Source organism: Azospirillum picis, assembly GCF_017876115.1.
Classification (GTDB): domain Bacteria; phylum Pseudomonadota; class Alphaproteobacteria; order Azospirillales; family Azospirillaceae; genus Azospirillum; species Azospirillum picis.
The window spans coordinates 109,269-126,217 of sequence record NZ_JAGINO010000014.1 but is presented as its reverse complement, the minus strand read 5'-3'; the positions used below and the strand labels follow the sequence as shown (position 1 = coordinate 126,217).

16 protein-coding genes are annotated in these 16,949 nt (G+C 67.7%); 9 read left to right on the top strand and 7 right to left on the bottom strand.

Annotated features, from left to right (window positions below; all coding sequences use genetic code 11):
* Positions 1-424 precede the first annotated feature (424 nt).
* Both J2850_RS18685 and mazG read left to right on the top strand, forming a co-directional pair.
* Complete coding sequence (locus J2850_RS18685; protein ID WP_209984508.1) at positions 425-3,286, top strand: PAS domain-containing protein; 2,862 nt, start codon at positions 425-427, stop codon at positions 3,284-3,286.
* Positions 3,287-3,430: 144 nt separating this feature from the next.
* Positions 3,431-4,240 (top strand): nucleoside triphosphate pyrophosphohydrolase, encoded by an 810-nt coding sequence (gene mazG / locus J2850_RS18680; RefSeq protein ID WP_209984505.1) that lies wholly within the window; start codon positions 3,431-3,433, stop codon positions 4,238-4,240.
* Positions 4,241-4,276: 36 nt separating this feature from the next.
* Here the strand turns inward: mazG and J2850_RS18675 are convergent, their stop codons facing one another.
* The 4 genes from J2850_RS18675 to J2850_RS18660 form a co-directional block, all read right to left on the bottom strand.
* Positions 4,277-5,035, bottom strand: coding sequence for an iron ABC transporter ATP-binding protein (locus J2850_RS18675; RefSeq protein ID WP_209984502.1), 759 nt, complete (start codon positions 5,033-5,035; stop codon positions 4,277-4,279).
* Complete coding sequence (locus J2850_RS18670) at positions 5,032-6,000, bottom strand: iron chelate uptake ABC transporter family permease subunit (RefSeq protein ID WP_209984499.1); 969 nt, start codon at positions 5,998-6,000, stop codon at positions 5,032-5,034. The genes J2850_RS18675 and J2850_RS18670 overlap by 4 nt, the downstream gene beginning before the upstream one ends.
* The gene (locus J2850_RS18665) at positions 5,990-6,964 is read right to left on the bottom strand and encodes an ABC transporter permease (RefSeq protein WP_209984496.1); all 975 of its coding nucleotides are present in this window, start codon (positions 6,962-6,964) and stop codon (positions 5,990-5,992) included. Before J2850_RS18665 ends, J2850_RS18670 begins: the two co-directional genes overlap by 11 nt.
* 61 nt (positions 6,965-7,025) lie before the next feature.
* Entirely contained in the window at positions 7,026-7,970 is a 945-nt protein-coding gene (locus J2850_RS18660) for a siderophore ABC transporter substrate-binding protein (protein WP_209984493.1), read from the bottom strand.
* A 289-nt stretch (positions 7,971-8,259) separates the two neighbouring features.
* On the opposite strand from J2850_RS18660, the gene J2850_RS18655 reads away from it, so the two are divergent.
* From J2850_RS18655 to pepN, 4 genes are all read left to right on the top strand, one after another.
* Positions 8,260-8,697: an EamA family transporter gene (locus J2850_RS18655; RefSeq protein WP_209984490.1), complete on the top strand. Its 438-nt coding sequence runs from the start codon at positions 8,260-8,262 to the stop codon at positions 8,695-8,697.
* A gap of 205 nt (positions 8,698-8,902) precedes the next feature.
* Positions 8,903-9,562, top strand: coding sequence for a YcbK family protein (locus J2850_RS18650; protein WP_209984487.1), 660 nt, complete (start codon positions 8,903-8,905; stop codon positions 9,560-9,562).
* Positions 9,563-9,678: 116 nt separating this feature from the next.
* A complete protein-coding gene (locus J2850_RS18645) occupies positions 9,679-10,122 on the top strand; it encodes a hypothetical protein (protein WP_209984483.1) in 444 nt (147 codons plus the stop codon).
* Positions 10,123-10,309: 187 nt separating this feature from the next.
* Positions 10,310-12,967 carry an aminopeptidase N gene (gene pepN, locus J2850_RS18640; RefSeq protein WP_209984481.1) on the top strand — a complete coding sequence of 886 codons (2,658 nt, stop codon included), beginning with the start codon at positions 10,310-10,312 and terminating at the stop codon, positions 12,965-12,967.
* An 89-nt stretch (positions 12,968-13,056) separates the two neighbouring features.
* Here the strand turns inward: pepN and J2850_RS18635 are convergent, their stop codons facing one another.
* The 3 genes from J2850_RS18635 to J2850_RS18625 all read right to left on the bottom strand — a co-directional run bounded on the left by J2850_RS18635 (position 13,057) and on the right by J2850_RS18625 (position 15,010).
* Positions 13,057-13,446 (bottom strand): c-type cytochrome, encoded by a 390-nt coding sequence (locus tag J2850_RS18635; RefSeq protein ID WP_209984478.1) that lies wholly within the window; start codon positions 13,444-13,446, stop codon positions 13,057-13,059.
* Between the two features lie 131 nt (positions 13,447-13,577).
* Positions 13,578-14,381 carry an SRPBCC family protein gene (locus J2850_RS18630; RefSeq protein ID WP_209984473.1) on the bottom strand — a complete coding sequence of 268 codons (804 nt, stop codon included), beginning with the start codon at positions 14,379-14,381 and terminating at the stop codon, positions 13,578-13,580.
* Between the two features lie 167 nt (positions 14,382-14,548).
* Positions 14,549-15,010, bottom strand: coding sequence for a hypothetical protein (locus tag J2850_RS18625; protein ID WP_209984471.1), 462 nt, complete (start codon positions 15,008-15,010; stop codon positions 14,549-14,551).
* A 198-nt stretch (positions 15,011-15,208) separates the two neighbouring features.
* Here J2850_RS18625 and folK point away from each other — a divergent pair, with 198 nt between their 5' ends.
* The 3 genes from folK to J2850_RS18610 all read left to right on the top strand — a co-directional run bounded on the left by folK (position 15,209) and on the right by J2850_RS18610 (position 16,761).
* Complete coding sequence (gene folK / locus J2850_RS18620) at positions 15,209-15,745, top strand: 2-amino-4-hydroxy-6-hydroxymethyldihydropteridine diphosphokinase (protein WP_209984469.1); 537 nt, start codon at positions 15,209-15,211, stop codon at positions 15,743-15,745.
* Positions 15,746-15,873: 128 nt separating this feature from the next.
* Complete coding sequence (locus J2850_RS18615) at positions 15,874-16,290, top strand: tunnelling fold family protein (protein ID WP_211113965.1); 417 nt, start codon at positions 15,874-15,876, stop codon at positions 16,288-16,290.
* Positions 16,291-16,602: 312 nt separating this feature from the next.
* The gene (locus J2850_RS18610) at positions 16,603-16,761 is read left to right on the top strand and encodes a hypothetical protein (RefSeq protein ID WP_209984467.1); all 159 of its coding nucleotides are present in this window, start codon (positions 16,603-16,605) and stop codon (positions 16,759-16,761) included.
* The last annotated feature ends 188 nt before the right edge of the window (positions 16,762-16,949 follow it).

Here is a 16,949-nt window from a genome sequence, read left to right as displayed (position 1 = left end):
CTCCATGAACCTCAGATTGCGCTTACGCAAAGAACTGGGGACGGGCTTGGGCTTTTGAGGTGCTTCCCGCAACATCCTGAGGTGGAAACGAGCACTTACCGTCTTGAGAGTGAATTCCAAGAACAGGGCTTTAACTCTTTTTCTCGGGTTACGCGGTGAGAGAGACCAATGGCACATTATAAGGCCGGGCAACACTGGCCGACCACATGACGCACATTTTTCGTTATCCCTTGGCAGGCCTCCCCATTGCTTGCACTGGACGCTCCATCGACGCGGAAGCCCCCGTTTCGCCGCTTCGATCACCGGACGCCGGATTGGCTTGCCGTCCGCGCTTCCGCCGGCAGCGCCAACCGCTGCATGGCGCCCTGAAGCATCCTGTCTTGGGGTCGCGGGAGAGACGCAGGTTACCGGGAAGATGTCTGGCATGGTGATAGGCCCGGTTCCCGACTTCCAAGCAGTGTTCGCAGCGTCCCCTGCCCCATGCCTCCTGCTGGCTCCCGACCTCACGATCGTTGCGGCGAGCGATGCGTTCCTGCGCATCGCGATGGTCAAACGGGAGGAGATCATCGGCCGCCCGATGATCGAAGTGTTCCCCGATGGCGATGTGCAGGCCACGGGCGTTCGGAACCTGGAAGCTTCCCTGCGGCGTGTGCTGACGACCGGCCGGCCCGATGTCATGCCCGAGCAGAAATATGCCATCAGGCGGCCGCAGCAGGAGGGTGGCGGCTTCGAGGAGCGTTATTGGAGCCCGGTCAACACGCCGGTCCCGGGAAGCGATGGCAGTGTCGCCTGGATCATTCACCAGGTGGAGGACGTCACAGACCACATCCGCGCGGTCCGCGCGCGCGGACGCGCCGAAGAGGCATTGGTCTCCGCCACTTTCGAACGGAAGGTGATCCTCGACAGGCTCTGCGAAGGGTTCATCCTGATGGATCGCGGCTTTCGCGTGGTCGAGATCAACCGTGAGGGGCTCCGCCTGGACGGGCGGGGCGAGGCGGAGATCGTCGGGCGGACAGCGTGGGACCTCTGGCCGCACGTCTTGGGAACCGGCTTGGAGGCGACGGTCCGGCGCGCGATGGTCGAGCGGGACCCGGCGATGCTGGACGACCTGCACGTTCCGCCGCTCGGTGGCCGACAGGCGGCCAGGATCGACATCCGCGTCTATCCGGTAGACCAGGGCATCGTCATCCTTTTCCGCGACGTCACGGCCCGCAAGCGGATTGAAGATGCGATCCGCAAGAGCGAGGAACGCCTCCGCCGGGCATTGGAAACAGAAACCGTCGGTGTCCTGTTCTTCGATCCCGCCGGAACGATCAAGGAGGCCAACGACGCTTTCCTCGGCTTCTCCGGCTTTACGCACGAGGACGTGGCGGCCGGCCGGCTCCGCTGGCAGGAGCTGACGCCGCCAGACCATATGGAGGCGAGCTGGCGGGCCTATACGGAGCTGACCACCAGCGGCCGCGCGACGCCGTACGAGAAGGAATATTACCGTAAGGACGGCAGCCGCTGGTGGGGCCTGTTCGCCCCTCGCCTGCTCAGCAGCGGCGAAGCGGTGGAGTTCATCATCGAGATCAGCGAGCGCAAGAGGACGGAGCGCCAGCAGGCGTACCGCTTCATGCTGAACGAACGTCTCCGCGATCTTTCCGACCCGCAGGAGATGATCGATACCGCCATCGCGGCGCTCGGCGGGTTCCTGAACGTCGCCCAGGTCGGGTACAGCGAGGCAGACGCCCCCGCCCGGCACGTGAGGGTGCTGCGCGAATGGAGCGATGGGCGCATCCCATCGGTTCGCGGCGTGTGGCGCATGGACAATTTCGGTCCGGCCTTCATTGCCGAGATCAAGCGGGGCAAGACCGTCGCCATCGCGGATGTGCGGCAGGATCCGCGGACCCGCGCACCGGACGTCGAAGCCCTCTACCGCCAGGTCGCGATCCGCAGTCTCCTCGACGTTCCCCTCGTGAAGGGCGGGAACCTGGTGGCCTTGCTGTTCATCCACCATCCCGAGCCGAGATCCTGGCCGGCCGATGAGGTGGCACTGGTGGAGGAAACCTGCGAGCGGCTCTGGGCAGCGGTCGTGCGGGCGCGGGCGGAGGCGGAGCTGCGTGTCGCCCATGAGCGCGCCGAGCAGGCCCGCCGCGTCGCCGAGGCGGCGGACCTCAGCAAATCCAAATTCCTCGCGGCGGCCAGCCACGATCTTCGCCAGCCCATGCAGTCGCTCCTGCTGTTCCTGGAGGTCCTGAGGCCGCATGTCGGCGCCGGTGGCAACGAGGCGCTGAAGCATCTCGGCCGTGGCCTCGACGTCCTGCGGCAGTTGCTGGACAGCCTGTTGGACATGTCGCGTCTCGATGCCGGAATCGTGCAGCCGACCATCGAGGATTTTCCGGCCCGTGACCTGTTCGAGCAGATCGGCGCCGCCTATGTCCCCATCGCACAGGCCAAGGGATTGGCCCTGGAGGTCGCTCCCTGCCCGGCCGTGATCCGCAGCGACCGCACGCTGCTCGGCCGCATGCTGCGCAACCTCGTGGAAAATGCCCTGCGCTACACCGAAACCGGCAGCATCACCGTCGAATGCCACGAGGTGGAGGCCCATGACGGAGCCGGTGGCGGCCTGCGGATCGACGTGCGCGACACTGGAATCGGCATCCCGGCCGATCATCTCGACCGCATCTGGGAGGAGTTCCATCAGGTCGGCAACCCCGAACGCGACCGCAACCGCGGCCTTGGCCTGGGGCTGGCGATCGTGCAGCGCCTGTCCCGGCTGCTCAACCATCCGGTCGAGGTCCTGTCCTCCACCGGCCGGGGGTCGGTGTTCAGCATCCTGGTTCCGCTCGGGAGGCTCGCTCCGCGGCCGAGGGTGGCGCCGATGCCGGGGATGACCGGAAACGGCCGTTTCGCCGTGCTGATCGACGACGATGCCATCGTGCTGCTGGGGTTGAAGGCGGCCCTGGAATCCTGGGGCTACGATGTCCTCGCCACCGGTTCCGCGGAGCACGCCGTCAGCGGGCTTCGCAGTTCCGGCCGCGAGCCGGTGGTGGTCGTGGCCGACTACCGCCTGCGAGAGGGGCGGTCCGGCATCGATGCGATCCTCCAACTGCGCGCCGCACTGGGTCTCGACCTCCCGGGCGTCATCCTCACCGGGGAAACCGGTCCCGACATCCAGGCGGAGGCGGCCGGCCATGGGCTTCACCTGATCCACAAGCCGGTGACTGCAAGCCAGTTGGCGGAGGCCCTGGAACGGTTCCAGCGCGACGAGGAGGGCGGCGGGGCGGCGGGAGCGACGGCCTGAAGCCTCTCCGATGGGTGTGGCGAGGACGGTCGGATGGGCTGCATGCCGCCGGCTGCCCCGAGGCGCTTCGGCTGGCTTTCCCGCCGCCGTGTCGGCTATGGTCGCCCCTTCCCCTTCCTGCCCCGTAACCGGAGACGGCACGACATGACCCGCAACATCGACCGGCTGCTCGACGTGATGGCGCGGCTGCGGGATCCCGATGGCGGATGCCCATGGGATCTCGAACAGACCTACCGCAGCATCGCGCCGCACACGATCGAGGAGGCCTACGAGGTCGCCGACGCCATCGAGAAGGACGACAAGGCCGCGCTGCGCGAGGAGTTGGGCGACCTGCTGTTCCAGGTCGTCTACTACAGTCAGATGGCCCGCGAGGAAGGGCTGTTCGATTTCGAGGAGGTCGCGGGGGTCATCGCCGACAAGATGATCCGCCGCCACCCGCACGTCTTCGGTCCCGAGGAGGTCGACACCGCCGACCAGCAGACCTCGCGGTGGGAGGAGCACAAGGCCGCGGAGCGCGCCGCGAAGGCGGCCGAGGAAGGCCGGGTACCGTCGGCGCTGGAGGGTGTCATCGCCGGGCTGCCGGCGCTGACCCGGGCGCTCAAGCTGCAGAACCGGGCGGCCCGCGTCGGCTTCGACTGGACCGACGCCCGCGACATCCTCGACAAGGTCGAGGAGGAGGTCCGCGAACTGCGGGCGGAGATGAACAATGGCGGCGCCCAGGAGCGGGTGGCCGACGAGCTGGGCGACCTGCTGTTCGCCCTGGTCAATCTCGCCCGCCGGCTGAAGGTCGAGCCCGAGGCGGCGCTGCGCGGCACCAACGCCAAGTTCGAGCGCCGCTTCCACCGCATCGAGGCCCTGCTGGCCGCCGGGAGCCGCAAGCCGCAGGACGCCACGCTGGAGGAGATGGAAGCCTTCTGGCAGCAGGCCAAACGCGAGGAGCGCGGCGAGGGGTGATCCCCCTGCCCGCTCCCTTCCCCGTTCCCCTGGCCGTCACCGGAAATACAGCGCCATCCGCTTGCCGTCGATCTCGTGGATGTCGGCCCGGACGCCGTAGACGTCGTGGATCACCTCCGGCGTGATGATCGTCTCGGGCGGGCCTTCGTAGACGATGCGGCCGTCGCGCATCGCCACGATTCTGTCGGAATAGCAGGAGGCGAAATTGATGTCGTGCAGCACCAGGATCACCGTCTTGCCGAACTCGTCGGCGGTGCGGCGGAACAGCTTCATCATCGCCACCGCGTGCTTGACGTCCAGGTTGTTCAGCGGCTCGTCGAGCAGGACGTAGTCGGTGTCCTGGCACAGCACCATGGCGATGAAGGCGCGCTGGCGCTGGCCGCCGGACAGCTCGTCGAGAAAACGGCCGGCATGGGCGTCCAGCTCCAGGTAACCGATCACCCGGCGGATGTGGATTTCGTCCTCCGCCGTCAGCCGCCCCTTGCCGTAGGGATAGCGGCCGAAGGCGACGAGGTCGCGGACCGTCAGCCTGGCGGTCATCTGGTTGTCCTGCCGCAGGATCGACAGGCGCCGCGCCAGCACGTCGCCGGGGGTGGTCGCCACGTCCATCCCGTCGACCGTCACCGTACCCGCCGATGCCGGGAGCAGGCGGCTGATGATCGACAGCAGGGTAGACTTCCCCGCCCCGTTCGGGCCGATCAGCGAGATGACGCCGCCAGCCGGCAGCGAGATCGACACGTCGTCGACCACGATGCTGCCGCGATAGGACTTGGTGGTGTTCCGGACCTCGATCATCGGCCCGCCCTCCGCACGAGAATGACCAGGAAGAAGATGCCGCCGAGGAACTCGATGACGATGCTGAGCGCCCCGGCGTAGCCGAGCAGCCGTTCCAGCACGAGCTGCCCGCCGACCAGCGTCAGCACGGCGAGCAGGGCGGCGACCGGCAGGACCACGCGGTGCCGGTGGCTGTCGGCCAGCAGGTGGGCGAGGTTGGCGACCAGCAGCCCGAAGAAGGTCACCGGCCCCACCAGCGCGGTGGAGACGCTGACCAGCAGCGAAACCAGCACCAGCACCAGCATCACCGCCCGCCGGTGGTCGACGCCGAGGTTGATCGCCGCCTCCCGCCCCAGCGCCAAGACGTCGAGCATCCGGGCCTGTCGCCAGACGACCGCGCAGACCGCCAGGATGATGACGGCGGACAGCGCCAGCAATGGAGCGTCGACACGGTTGAAGCTGGCGAACAGGCGGTCCTGCACCGCCAGGAACTCGTTGGGGTCGATGATGCGCTGAAGGAAGCTGGCCAGGCTGCGGAACAGCACGCCGAAGACGATCCCGACCAGCATCAGCAGGTGCAGCCCGCGCAGCGAGCCGGAGAACAGCCAGCGGTAGAGCAGCCACGAGAAGGCCACCATCGCCGTGACCTCGATGCCGAAGCGCAGCCGCGGATCGAGCGCCGCGACCGCCGCCGAGCCGAGCTGGAAGACCAGCACCGTCTGGATCAGCCGGTAGAGGACGTCGAACCCCATGATCGACGGGGTCAGGATGCGGTTGTTGGTGATCGTCTGGAACAGCACCGTGGAGGTGGCGACCGCGACGCCGACCAGGGCCATCGCCGCCAGCTTGGTGCCGCGGAAGCTCAGCACGAAGCTCCAGCTTCCCCGCGCGTTCAGCGTCAGGAACAGCAGCACGCAGACGACGGTGAGGCCGCCCAGCGCCGCAATGGTCGCGGCCGGCGGCAGGAGGCGGCGGTCAGGCTGCACGGCCGGTGCCCCCTGCGTTCCGGCGCAGCAGCAGGTAGAGGAACAGGCCGCTGCCGACGACACCCATCGTGGTACCGATCGGGATCTCGTAGGGATGGATCACCAGGCGTCCGGCGATGTCGCAGGCCAGCACCAGCCCCGCCCCGGTCAGCGCCACCCAAGGCAGCGAGCGGCGCATGTTGTCGCCGTGCATCAGGCTGACGAGGTTGGGAACGACCAGCCCGAGGAAGGGGATCATGCCGCAGGTGGCGATGACGGCTGCGGTGACCAGGGACACGATGACCAGCCCCAGCGCCACCACCCGCCGATAGTCGAGGCCGAGGTTGGTGGTGAAATCCTCCCCCAGTCCCGCCACGGTGAAGCGGTCCGCCGCGGCATAGGCGACGGCGGTCAGCACGCCGCTGATCCACAGCAGCTCGTAGCGGCCGCGCAGCACTCCGGAGAAGTCGCCGGTCTCCCAGGCGCGGACCGACTGCATCAGGTCGTAGCGGTAGGCGACGAATTCGGTGGAGGCGGTGATGACCGCCCCCAGCATGAGGCCGACCAGCGGCACCACCAGCGGCGAGCGCAGGGGCATCCGCCGCAGGATCGCCAGGAACAGTGTGGTTCCGGCGAGCGCGCACAGGCTCGCCACCAGCATGCGGCCGATGATCGGCGTGCCGGGAGCCAGCAGAGTCACCATCAGCATGCCGAATACAGCCGATTCCGCGGTGCCGGCGGTGGACGGCTCGACGAATTTGTTGCGGGCGAGCATCTGCAGGATCAGCCCGGAGACCGCCATCGCCGTCCCGGCCAGCACCAGGGCCAGCGTGCGCGGGAGACGGCTGGCCAGCAGGATCTGCACGGCCTCGTCCGACCCGCCGGGCGAGAAGAGGGAGCCCATCGTCACGTCGCTGACGCCGACGAACAGGCTCGCCGCCGCCAGCGCGACCACGCCGCCGGCAGCGGGAAGCAGCCACCTCATTCCGGCCGACCGATCCCGGCGGCATGAAAAGGGGCGGGAGAAACGCCGAATGCAGGCATCGTCACGACTTCCCGGACAGCGCCGCCTTGATGTCGTCGACGTCCTGCTGCATCGCAGCCAGGCCGCCGCCAACCAGGTACCAGTTCCCGGCGTTCAGATAGGCCACCTGCCCCTTCTGCCAGGCGGTGGTCCGGCGGACGATGTCGTTGTCCAGCAATTGGCGCGCCGACTGCCCTTCCCGGCCGATGGCGGCATCGCGATCGATGACGAACAACCAGTCGGGGTTCGCCTGCAGGATGAATTCGAAGGACACGGCTTGGCCGTGGTTGGCCACCTCCAGGGTCTCCACCGCCGGCCTGACGCCATAGTCGGTGTGGAGCAGGCCGAAGCGCGAGCCTGGACCATAGGCGCTGACCTTGCCGCCGGTCGTCAGGATCAGCAGCCCTTTCCCAGCCGCCGCGGCCGTCGCCTTCAGGTCGGTGATCGAAGCGCGCAGGTGCTTCACCTTCGCGTCGACCTCGGCGTCCTTGCCGAAGATCCGGCCAAGGGTCTGCGCGTTCTCCACTGCACTTGCGATGAAGCTGTCGGTCCTCACCGTCATGTCGATGGTCGGGGCGATGGCCGCCAGCTCGGCATATTTCGGGGCCGACCGGCCCCCGACGATGATCAGGTCCGGCTCCGCCGCGTTCACCGCCTCGTAGTCGGGCTCGAACAGGGTGCCGATCGGCGCATAGGGAGCGCCGTTGTACTTGGCGAGGTGGGCGGGCTTCTGCCCCGTCGGAACGCCGGCGACGGGAACCCCGAGGGAATCCAGCGTATCCAGGGCCGCCATGTCGAAGACCAGGACCTTCCGGACCGGCTTCGTCAGCCGCGTTTCACCCCGCGCATGCCGGACGAGGATCCCGTCGCCGCTTTGCTGGGCGAAGCCCGGCATGGGCAGCAGCCCGGCGAGACCCAGGGCGAGGCCGGCCGTCAGCACCTCTCTGCGCCGTGTCACGATGGTCATTGAAACTCCAAAGCGAGTCGTGGTTGCCGCCGGCACGGGCATCCTCGGTGCTGCGACCGATGGTGGCCGCGCGATGCCGGATATCGGCGGCACTCTCCTGCCGGTTCGGGGCACCGGTATGCCGCCCGGAACCGGTACAGGCGGCGACGATAACGCTAATAATTCTCATTTGCAAAATTTTCTTGTTGCTTCAATAGGGTGGCGGCGGCATGGCTGCCTTGTCGATGCAGGCCGCCCCGGCGGAGGGCTGACGGCAACCGGCCTGTCGAACCGGAGGATATGCAGGATCATGAGCGGTGGCCTTGTTCCGGCCTGGGTGGCGTGGGCGCTTGGATCGGCCGGCTTCGCGGCATTGACCGCCATCCTCGCCAAGCTCGGCGTCGACGGCGTCGCCTCGGATGTCGCCACGCTGATCCGGACGCTGGTGGTCGTGCTGATGCTGGCCGCCATCGTCGTGGCAACCGGCCAGTCGCTGGCGCCGTCGGCGGTCCCGGCCCGCTCCTGGCTGTTCCTGCTGCTGTCCGGCCTCGCCACCGGAACGTCCTGGCTGTGCTATTTCCGGGCGCTGAAGCTCGGCCCGGCCTCGCGCGTCGCCCCGGTCGACAAGCTCAGCGTGGTGCTGGTCGCCCTCTTCGGCGTCCTGTTTCTCGGCGAGCGCCTGTCCGGCATCAACTGGGTGGGCGTTGCCCTGATCGCCGGCGGCGTCATCCTTCTTGCCATCAGGTGAGGAAGTGGCCGAACGCAGGCCGATCATCCGGTGACCGTTGCGGGTCGAGCCGCCGGAAAGGCGCGCCGCAGCCATGCGCCGCCACTTTGCAGTTGCGGCCGGGGACCCATTTTGTTGACCTTGAGGCTGCCTAGGACCGGCATCCCGCCTGCCAAGCCGCCCACCGAACCATCGTCGCCCCTGGCCCGGACAGTTCCCCACCCACATGCCCGACACGCCAATTTCCCTGAAGCGCCGCACACTGCTGGCCGCCTGCGGAGCCCTGGTGCTGGTTTCCGGCCGCGCGCTGGCCGCGCCGTCGGCACCACGCCGCCTCAGCCTCAGGAACATGCACACCGGCGAGAGCTTCGACGGTCCCTACCGGGATGCCGATGGGCCGTTGCCGGATGCCATGGGCGACCTGGCGACGTTCCTGCGCGACCACCATGCCAACAAGAGCGGCCCGGTCGATGTCGGGACGCTGGATTTCCTGGCCGACGTGATGGAGGCGGTGGGGCAGCCGCGCGCCACCATCCTGTCCGCCTTCCGCACGCCGGAAACCAACGCCATGCTGGCCCGCCGTGGGCTCGGGGTGGCGGAGCACAGCCAGCATCTCGTGGGGCGCGCGCTCGACGTCACCTTCCCGGCGCGTCTGCCCGACGCCCATCGCAGCGCGCTCGACCTGAAGCGTGGTGGTGTCGGCTGGTACCCGAGTTCGCATTTCCTGCATCTCGACACCGGTCCACTGCGCAATTGGGAAATGTTCGGGCAGGGCCTGCTCGACGGGCTCTATGCCCCGGGCGTCCGCGGCCGGCCGAAGACGGTCAAGCAGCGGCTGTCGCTCCACCGCGCCCTGGCCCGGCGCCAGATGCTGACCCGGCGCTGAGGCGCATCCGCAAGGCTGCCTGCTGTCCAAGGCCGGGTCTTCCCGGCCATAACCCTTTTGCAGGGCATGATTGCTCTGTTAGCGTTCGTATGAACAGTGAGGGAGAGGGCGGCCCCATGGGTCTCATCAGCTTTGTGAAGAAGGTCGCGGGCGGCCAGACCGGGACGCAGAAGCAGGCGCGATACGACCGCGCCAATGCCCGCGCCAAGGACTACATGGAAGTGGTCCAATGGTACGCGGAGGAAACCGAAATCGGCAATCCGCGCCTCCTCCAGAACTACGGGGAACTGGCCGCCCTGCCCTTTCGCCAAGGCCATGCGGCGGTCCTGGTCGGCTACCGCAACGACATCGAGCGCAAGCTGGGCCACGCCCGTCACATCGGGACGCGGCAGAACCCGTGGATCTCCGCCTTCCTTCGCCCGGTCGACGACACCGTCTATTGCGCCTACGTGCTGCTGCGCGACGACAACCAGCAGTTCGCGGTGATGAAGCCCTACTGGTTTCTCGCTGCCGGCGAAACCGAGGCGGGTTTCCGCCGTCCGGTCTTCGGCGTCGTCTGACCATCCCGGCGGCCCGTTTCCCGAGGCATTCTCGGGGGGCGGAACCGGCGGCGCGGTCTTCCTCCCTCCCCAATCCCGCGGCAGACAGCCCTGTTTCGCCTTGCTACAGTTCCCGTCCCCCGGCCCGGTCCCATATATGACCTGACCCGCGGGGTCCGACCCGTACGACAGAGCAGAGACAAGGCACATGGACAAAGGCACGCCGAAGGCCATCCGGCTCCAGGACTATCGCCCGCCGGCGCATCTGATCGACACGGTCGACCTGTTCGTCGATCTGGGCGAGGACGTCACCACCGTGCGCGCCGTGCTGGCGATCCGGCGCAACCCGGCCCGTGCCGACGCCGCGGCCGAGCCGCTGTCGCTTGACGGGCAGCGGCTGGAGCTGGCGTCGGTGGCGCTCGACGGCAGGACGCTGGGGCCGGACGACTACACCCTGACGCCCGACCATCTGATCCTCCTCGAGGTCCCGGAAAGCTTCACGCTGGAAACCGTCGTCCGCATCAAGCCGCAGGAGAACACGGCGCTGGAAGGGCTCTACAAGTCCTCCGGCAACTTCTGCACCCAGTGCGAGGCGGAAGGCTTCCGCAAGATCACCTATTTCATGGACCGGCCGGACGTGATGGCGCGCTACAGCACCACCATCACGGCGGACAAGGCGCGCTATCCGGTGCTGTTGTCCAACGGCAACCTCGCCGCTTCCGGCGACCTGGAGGGCGGACGCCACTGGGCGCGCTGGGAGGACCCCTTCCCCAAGCCCTGCTACCTGTTCGCACTGGTCGCCGGCAACCTCGTGCATGGCGAAGACCGCTTCCGCACCGCCTCGGGGCGCGACGTCACCCTGCGCATCTATGTGGAGCCGGGCAACGAGGACAAGATCGACCACGCCATGCGCTCGTTGATCAAGTCGATGCGCTGGGACGAGGAGGTCTATGGCCTGGAGTACGACCTCGAGATCTTCAACATCGTCGCGGTCGGTGACTTCAACATGGGGGCGATGGAAAACAAGTCGCTCAACGTCTTCAACACCAAATACATTCTCGCCAAGCCGGAAACCGCCACCGACACCGACTTCCTCAACATCGAGGCGGTGGTCGCGCACGAGTACTTCCACAACTGGACAGGCAACCGCGTCACCTGCCGCGACTGGTTCCAGCTCTCGCTGAAGGAAGGTCTGACCGTCTTCCGCGACCAGGAATTCTCGTCGGACATGAACTCGCGCGCGGTCAAGCGCATCGCCGACGTCCAGGGGCTGCGCACGGTGCAGTTCCAGGAGGATGCCGGCGCGATGGCCCACCCGGTGCGCCCCGACAGCTACGTCGAGATCAACAACTTCTACACGCCCACCGTCTACAACAAGGGTGCGGAAGTCATCCGCATGATCCACACCCTGCTGGGCGCGGAGAACTACCGCAAGGGCATCGACCTCTATTTCCAGCGCCATGACGGGCAGGCGGTGACCTGCGACGACTTCGTCGCAGCGATGGCGGATGCCAGCGGTGTCGACCTCCGCCAGTTCCAGCTCTGGTACCATCAGGCCGGTACGCCGGAACTGCAGGTGTCCGGCACCCACGACGCGGCGGCTAAGACCTACACGTTGATGGTGGCGCAGACCGTGCCGCCGACGCCGGGCCAGCCGGCCAAGCAGCCGATGCACATCCCGCTGGTGGTCGGCCTGCTCGGCCCCGACGGCCGCGACCTGCCGCTCCGCCTGGAGGGGGAGGAGGCGCCGGCCGGCACCAGCCGCATCCTGCACGTCACGGCCGCGACGCAGAGTTTCACCTTCCGGGACGTCTCCGCCCGTCCGGTGCCGTCGCTGCTGCGCGGCTTCTCCGCCCCGGTGAAGCTGAGGACCGACCTGACGGACGAGGACCTCACCTTCCTGATGGCGCACGACAGCGACGCCTTCAACCGGTGGGAGGCCGGGCAGATCCTGGGAACCCGCATCCTGCTGGGGATGGTCGCCGACCGCCAGGCCGGTCGCGAGTTCCTGCTGCCCGACGGCTATGCCGACGCCTTCGCCAGGATCCTGGACGATGCCGACCGCGACCCGGCCTTCGCCGCCCAGGCGCTGGTGCTGCCGACGGAGGCCTATCTCGGCACACAGATGGCGGTGGTCGATCCCGATGCGATCCATGCGGTGCGGGAATTCGCGCGCAAGACGCTGGCCGCCCGCCTGCGACCGCGCTTCCTCGACCATTACCGCCGCAACAGCAGCCAGGAGCCGTTCTCCGTCGATGCGGCGGCGATCGGCAAACGGGCGCTGAAGAATCTCTGCCTCGCCTACCTGATGGCGCTGGAGGACGAGGAGGCGCTGGCGCTCTGCCTGGCGCAGTACCGCAACGCCCAGGGCATGACCGACGAGGTCGCCGCCCTGCAGTTCCTCTCCAACGCCGCCTCGGCGGAGCGTGACGGTGCGTTGGCCGACTTCTATGAGCGCTGGAAGGGCGAGGCGCTGGTCGTCGACAAGTGGTTCGGCGTGCAGGCGATGTCCCATCGTCCCGACGCGCTGGAGCAGGTGACGGCGCTCCTGGGCCACCCGGCCTTCGAGATTCGGAACCCCAACAAGGTCTATGCGCTGATCGGCGGCTTCGCCAACGGCAACCCGGTCCGCTTCCATGATGCAGGCGGTGCCGGATACCGGTTCCTCGCCGATCAGGTGTTGCGCCTCGATCCGATGAACCCGCAGGTTGCCGCCCGCCTGATGGGCCCCTTCTCCCGCCTGCGGCGGTATGACGCAGGACGCCAGGCGCTGATGAAGGCCCAGTTGGAGCGGATCGTCGCCACGCCGGGCCTGTCGCCCGACGTCTATGAAGTGGCGAGCAAGAGCCTGGAGGCCGCCGGCTGACGGACTCGGGCGGAAGCCGGGCAAATAAAAAGGGCCGGAGGCATCGCCTCCGGCCCTTTCGCCGTCCGAGGGCCCGAAGGCCCGCGGGATTACTTCTGCTCGGCCAGGAAGGCGATCAGGTCGGCGCGCTTGGCGTCGTCCTTCAGGCCGGCGAACGCCATCGTGCCGCCGGGGACGATTTCCTTCGGGGCCTTGATGTAGGCGTCCAGGTTCTCGGCGGTCCAGACCAAGCCACCGGCGCCCTTTTCCTTCATCGGGCCGGAGTACTTGAAGCCTTCGATCGAGGCGGCCGGGCGGCCGACGACGCCGAACAGCGACGGGCCGACCTTGTTCTTGCCCTGCTCGGCGGTGTGGCAGGCCATGCAGACCTTGAAGACATCCTTGCCGGCTGCGGCGTCGGCAGCCTGGGCGGCACCGGCACCCATCATGGACGCGGAGACGGCGGCAACGGCAGCAACGCCCATCAACAGCTTCTTCATACTTCGGCTTCCCTTCCGATGGATCGACCGGCCGACGGCGCCGACCGGAATCGCGCGGCAGCATACACATTCCGGGGGTGTGTCAAACCCCCTTTGATGCCACCTTACGACCAATGAACAATCCGCCCCCCTTAACTCATCCATCCAAGCGCGATCAGCAGAACCACAACCACGAGGAGTGCTGCCCACGGCACGTAGAAACCGCTGCCGCCGCGCCCCACGGGCAGGGGCAGCGGGATCTCCGGAGGCGGTTCCGCCATGCGGCTGGCGGGCCGGCCGGCGGCGGGCTGTACCGGTGCTGCGGGTGCCGGCCCCACGGCCTGCGGGGGGACCGTAACCTTTTCGCCGGCGACGATGCCACTGGTGGAAATGCCGCTATTGGAAATGCCGGTGTCGGCGATCCGGTCGCTGGCCGGGGGGGGCTCGGCGACAAGGGGGGCGCTGGCAACAGGTTCGGCGGTGGCGGGTTCAACGGCCGCCGCCGTGTCGGCCGGCGGGGCGCCGACGATCTGGGAGAAGCGGGCGAAGAACTCCTCCGCCATCTTGCGGGCGGTGGCGTCGACCAGGCGTGAGCCGATCTGCGCCAGCTTTCCCCCGACCTGGGCCTTGGCCGTGTAGCTCAGCAGGGTCGCCCCGTCTTCGTCGCTCAACGCGACGGTGGCGCCGCCCTTGCCGAAGCCGGCCGCTCCGCCCGATCCCTCACCCGTGATGGTGTAGCCGTTGGGCGGGTCGAGATCGGACAGCGTGACCTTGCCGGAGAACTTGGCGCTCACCGGCCCGACCTTGGCGACGACCTTGGCGGTCATCTCGGTATCGGACTGCCTGACCACCTCTTCGCAGCCGGGAATGCATTGGCGCAGGATGTCCGGATCGTTCAGGGCAGCCCACACCGCCTCGCGGGTGGCCTCGATCCTGTGGCTTCCGCTCATGTCCATGGTTCGTCGATCCTCCAACCCTGGTGCCGCCCTTTGCGGGCCGCGTTTTTCCCCAACCCGTTGCATCCCCGGTCCGCCGGTGCCGAGCTTCCGCTTCAAGATAGGCGATCGCCTGTGGCCGCGACAGTCCCAGCCTCCTCGTCACAAGGTGTTATGGACGCGCCGCCTCATCCGCGCGGGGTGACGCAGTTCGTCACGATCGGGCTGCAGGACGGCAGGTAGGCGCCGTTGGGATAGCTGACCTGCTCCACCCGCCCGTTCGGCCCGATCACCATCGTGGCCTCGCAGCCGTAGCTGCTGCCGCCGCCGATCGGGACGCCGAAGCCGAGGCCCAACCCGACACCGCTGCCGCTGCCGAAGCTGCCGGCACCGATGCCGATGCTGCTCCCGGGGCTGTAGGCTCCGCTCGAGCGCGCGACATAGGTATAGTACTCCCGCCCCGAGGCCGATGCCTGACGGTCGGGCACGCCCGCGCAGGACAGCAGGTCCGCCTTGGACAGGCCGACCAGTTCCGTCTGGGCCCGCCGGGCCACATCGGCGTCCTGGCCGGTGGCGCAACCCGCGAGGATCACGGCCACGCCGCCGAAAAGGGCAGCCGCCCCGCCCAGGCTTCTGAGTTGCTGGCCCATCTGTCTTCCTCCACCAGGATTTCGTGTCATTGCCGGGTTCGTCTCAACCGAATTGTCCAGTGCTGAAACCCCGCCATGGCCGGACCGTTCCCGAGGGATGGTTCCCGGGCGGGATGACGGGCAGGCTGACGGGCGCGCGGAGATTTGCTAAGGAATTCCGCCAGCCGCCCATCCCAGCACATCAGGACCGCCAAAGCCATGGCCGAGCATGAATCCGCCGCTCCTCCCCGCGGTGCCGTCCCCGCCGCGACCGTCCATCTGGCGCTGGGCGGCAACCTCGGTGACCGGGCCGCCAACCTCGCGGAGGCCATCCGTCGCCTTGCTGCGGAGGTGACGGTGGAGGCCCAGTCGGCCGTCTATGAAACCGCACCGATGTACGTCACCGACCAGCCGGCCTTCCTGAACATGGCGGTGCGGGGGACGACGCGGCTGGCGCCGCGGGACCTGCTGCGCTTCGTCAAGGACATCGAATCGGCCCTCGGCAGGGAGTTCGGCGGCCTGCGCTTCGGTCCGCGGCCGATCGACATCGATATCCTGCTCTATGCCGACCGCGTGATCGCCGATCCCGACCTGGAAATTCCACATCCCCGGATGGCCGAGCGTGCCTTCGTGCTGTGCCCGCTGGCGGACATCGCCGCCGAGATCGTCCATCCGGTGCTCAAGCAGCCCATCGCCGCGTTGACCGGGGCTGCGCCGGGCCGTGATACGGTGATGCGGCTCCGCGATCGCCTGTGACCGCGCCATCGGGCAGGCATGGGCGGCCTCCTCCGGGAGGGGGCGCCCATGCCTGCCCGATGGCGATGCCCATGCCCTTGTTCATGCCGCATCATTGCCGGCGCCGAGCCGCCGGACTGGAGAAAGCGTTGTCGGACCACAACCCTGAACGAACCATCATGGTCCAGCCGGGCGGCGCCCCGCTCACCTATACCATCCTGGTGCACGGCTTCACCGCTGCCGTCGCCCTCGCCGGCCGGGCTGACCGGCCGCTGGTGCGGTTCGACCTGACGCTGACGGTGACCCACCCCGGTCCCGGATTCCCCGACGACATCGCCGCCGTCATGTCCTATGAGGATATCGTCGAGGACTTGCGGCGACTTTGCGCCGAGGCCGATGTGCCGGGCGCGGACTATCTTGCCGACCGTGCCGCCAGCCTCTGCCTGTCCCATGACAAGGTGAGGCAGGTCCGGGTGGACGTCGCGGTGCCGGCGGCGACTCGCGAGGGCATGGCGAGCGGTGCCGGGTTGACGCGCGCGCGCCATGGACGGGACGGGACGTTGTGACGCCCGAAGCGGGAAGCCGACGCACTGCTGCTTTCCCTCCAGCGACAATGCACGGAAAGACATAGCGGTTGTTGACGAAAGGATTGGTGACAATACGCCCTCCCCTGCGCTATGGTCTTCAAACTGTATTTCATACCTACAATCCGGAGCAGGCGGGGTAACCCGGTAGTGACGGGCTGCCAGGATCAGAGACACAGGAACGAGAGACGCGTGCAATTGAGATAGTCCAATCGATTAGCCGGCATCGACCAGTCGCCGAACTTCCAAAGGGGCGGAGTCAGGCACGAGGGTCGGAGCAAGAGGGAGGGACGTATGAACCGAAACATGACGCCGACCCTTACCGAACTCCTCGAAGATCCTATCGTAATCGCGGTCATGGCCCGCGATGGCATCAGCCGGGAGAGCGTTCAGAAGCTCTTCGAGCGGGTGCGCGTCAACCGCCGTCTCCAGGAAGAGCGTATCGCCGCCTGACGGCGCGCCCCTGCCGGGATGCCGCGTCGCAGATGCCATCTCCGCCGGGAGCCATTCAAGTCTGAAACCATAGCCGCAACCGGCCTCCAAAAGGCAGGGTGCAAGGGTTTGACGCCGCAGTCGCAAGATTGCGGCGTTCTGCGTTTCTCCACCTTGTGTTTCGGATGCGGACGACGGTCCCGAGGCAC

What these genes read in the sequence shown, in the direction of transcription:
- J2850_RS18685 (WP_209984508.1), top strand. Translation starts at nt 425, where the DNA reads ATGGTGATAGGCCCGGTTCCCGACTTCCAAGCAGTGTTCGCAGCGTCC.
- mazG (WP_209984505.1), top strand. Translation starts at nt 3,431, where the DNA reads ATGACCCGCAACATCGACCGGCTGCTCGACGTGATGGCGCGGCTGCGG.
- J2850_RS18675 (WP_209984502.1), bottom strand. Translation starts at nt 5,035, where the DNA reads ATGATCGAGGTCCGGAACACCACCAAGTCCTATCGCGGCAGCATCGTG.
- J2850_RS18665 (WP_209984496.1), bottom strand. Translation starts at nt 6,964, where the DNA reads ATGAGGTGGCTGCTTCCCGCTGCCGGCGGCGTGGTCGCGCTGGCGGCG.
- J2850_RS18660 (WP_209984493.1), bottom strand. Translation starts at nt 7,970, where the DNA reads ATGACCATCGTGACACGGCGCAGAGAGGTGCTGACGGCCGGCCTCGCC.
- J2850_RS18655 (WP_209984490.1), top strand. Translation starts at nt 8,260, where the DNA reads ATGAGCGGTGGCCTTGTTCCGGCCTGGGTGGCGTGGGCGCTTGGATCG.
- J2850_RS18650 (WP_209984487.1), top strand. Translation starts at nt 8,903, where the DNA reads ATGCCCGACACGCCAATTTCCCTGAAGCGCCGCACACTGCTGGCCGCC.
- J2850_RS18645 (WP_209984483.1), top strand. Translation starts at nt 9,679, where the DNA reads ATGGGTCTCATCAGCTTTGTGAAGAAGGTCGCGGGCGGCCAGACCGGG.
- pepN (WP_209984481.1), top strand. Translation starts at nt 10,310, where the DNA reads ATGGACAAAGGCACGCCGAAGGCCATCCGGCTCCAGGACTATCGCCCG.
- J2850_RS18635 (WP_209984478.1), bottom strand. Translation starts at nt 13,446, where the DNA reads ATGAAGAAGCTGTTGATGGGCGTTGCTGCCGTTGCCGCCGTCTCCGCG.
- J2850_RS18630 (WP_209984473.1), bottom strand. Translation starts at nt 14,381, where the DNA reads ATGGACATGAGCGGAAGCCACAGGATCGAGGCCACCCGCGAGGCGGTG.
- J2850_RS18625 (WP_209984471.1), bottom strand. Translation starts at nt 15,010, where the DNA reads ATGGGCCAGCAACTCAGAAGCCTGGGCGGGGCGGCTGCCCTTTTCGGC.
- folK (WP_209984469.1), top strand. Translation starts at nt 15,209, where the DNA reads ATGGCCGAGCATGAATCCGCCGCTCCTCCCCGCGGTGCCGTCCCCGCC.
- J2850_RS18610 (WP_209984467.1), top strand. Translation starts at nt 16,603, where the DNA reads ATGAACCGAAACATGACGCCGACCCTTACCGAACTCCTCGAAGATCCT.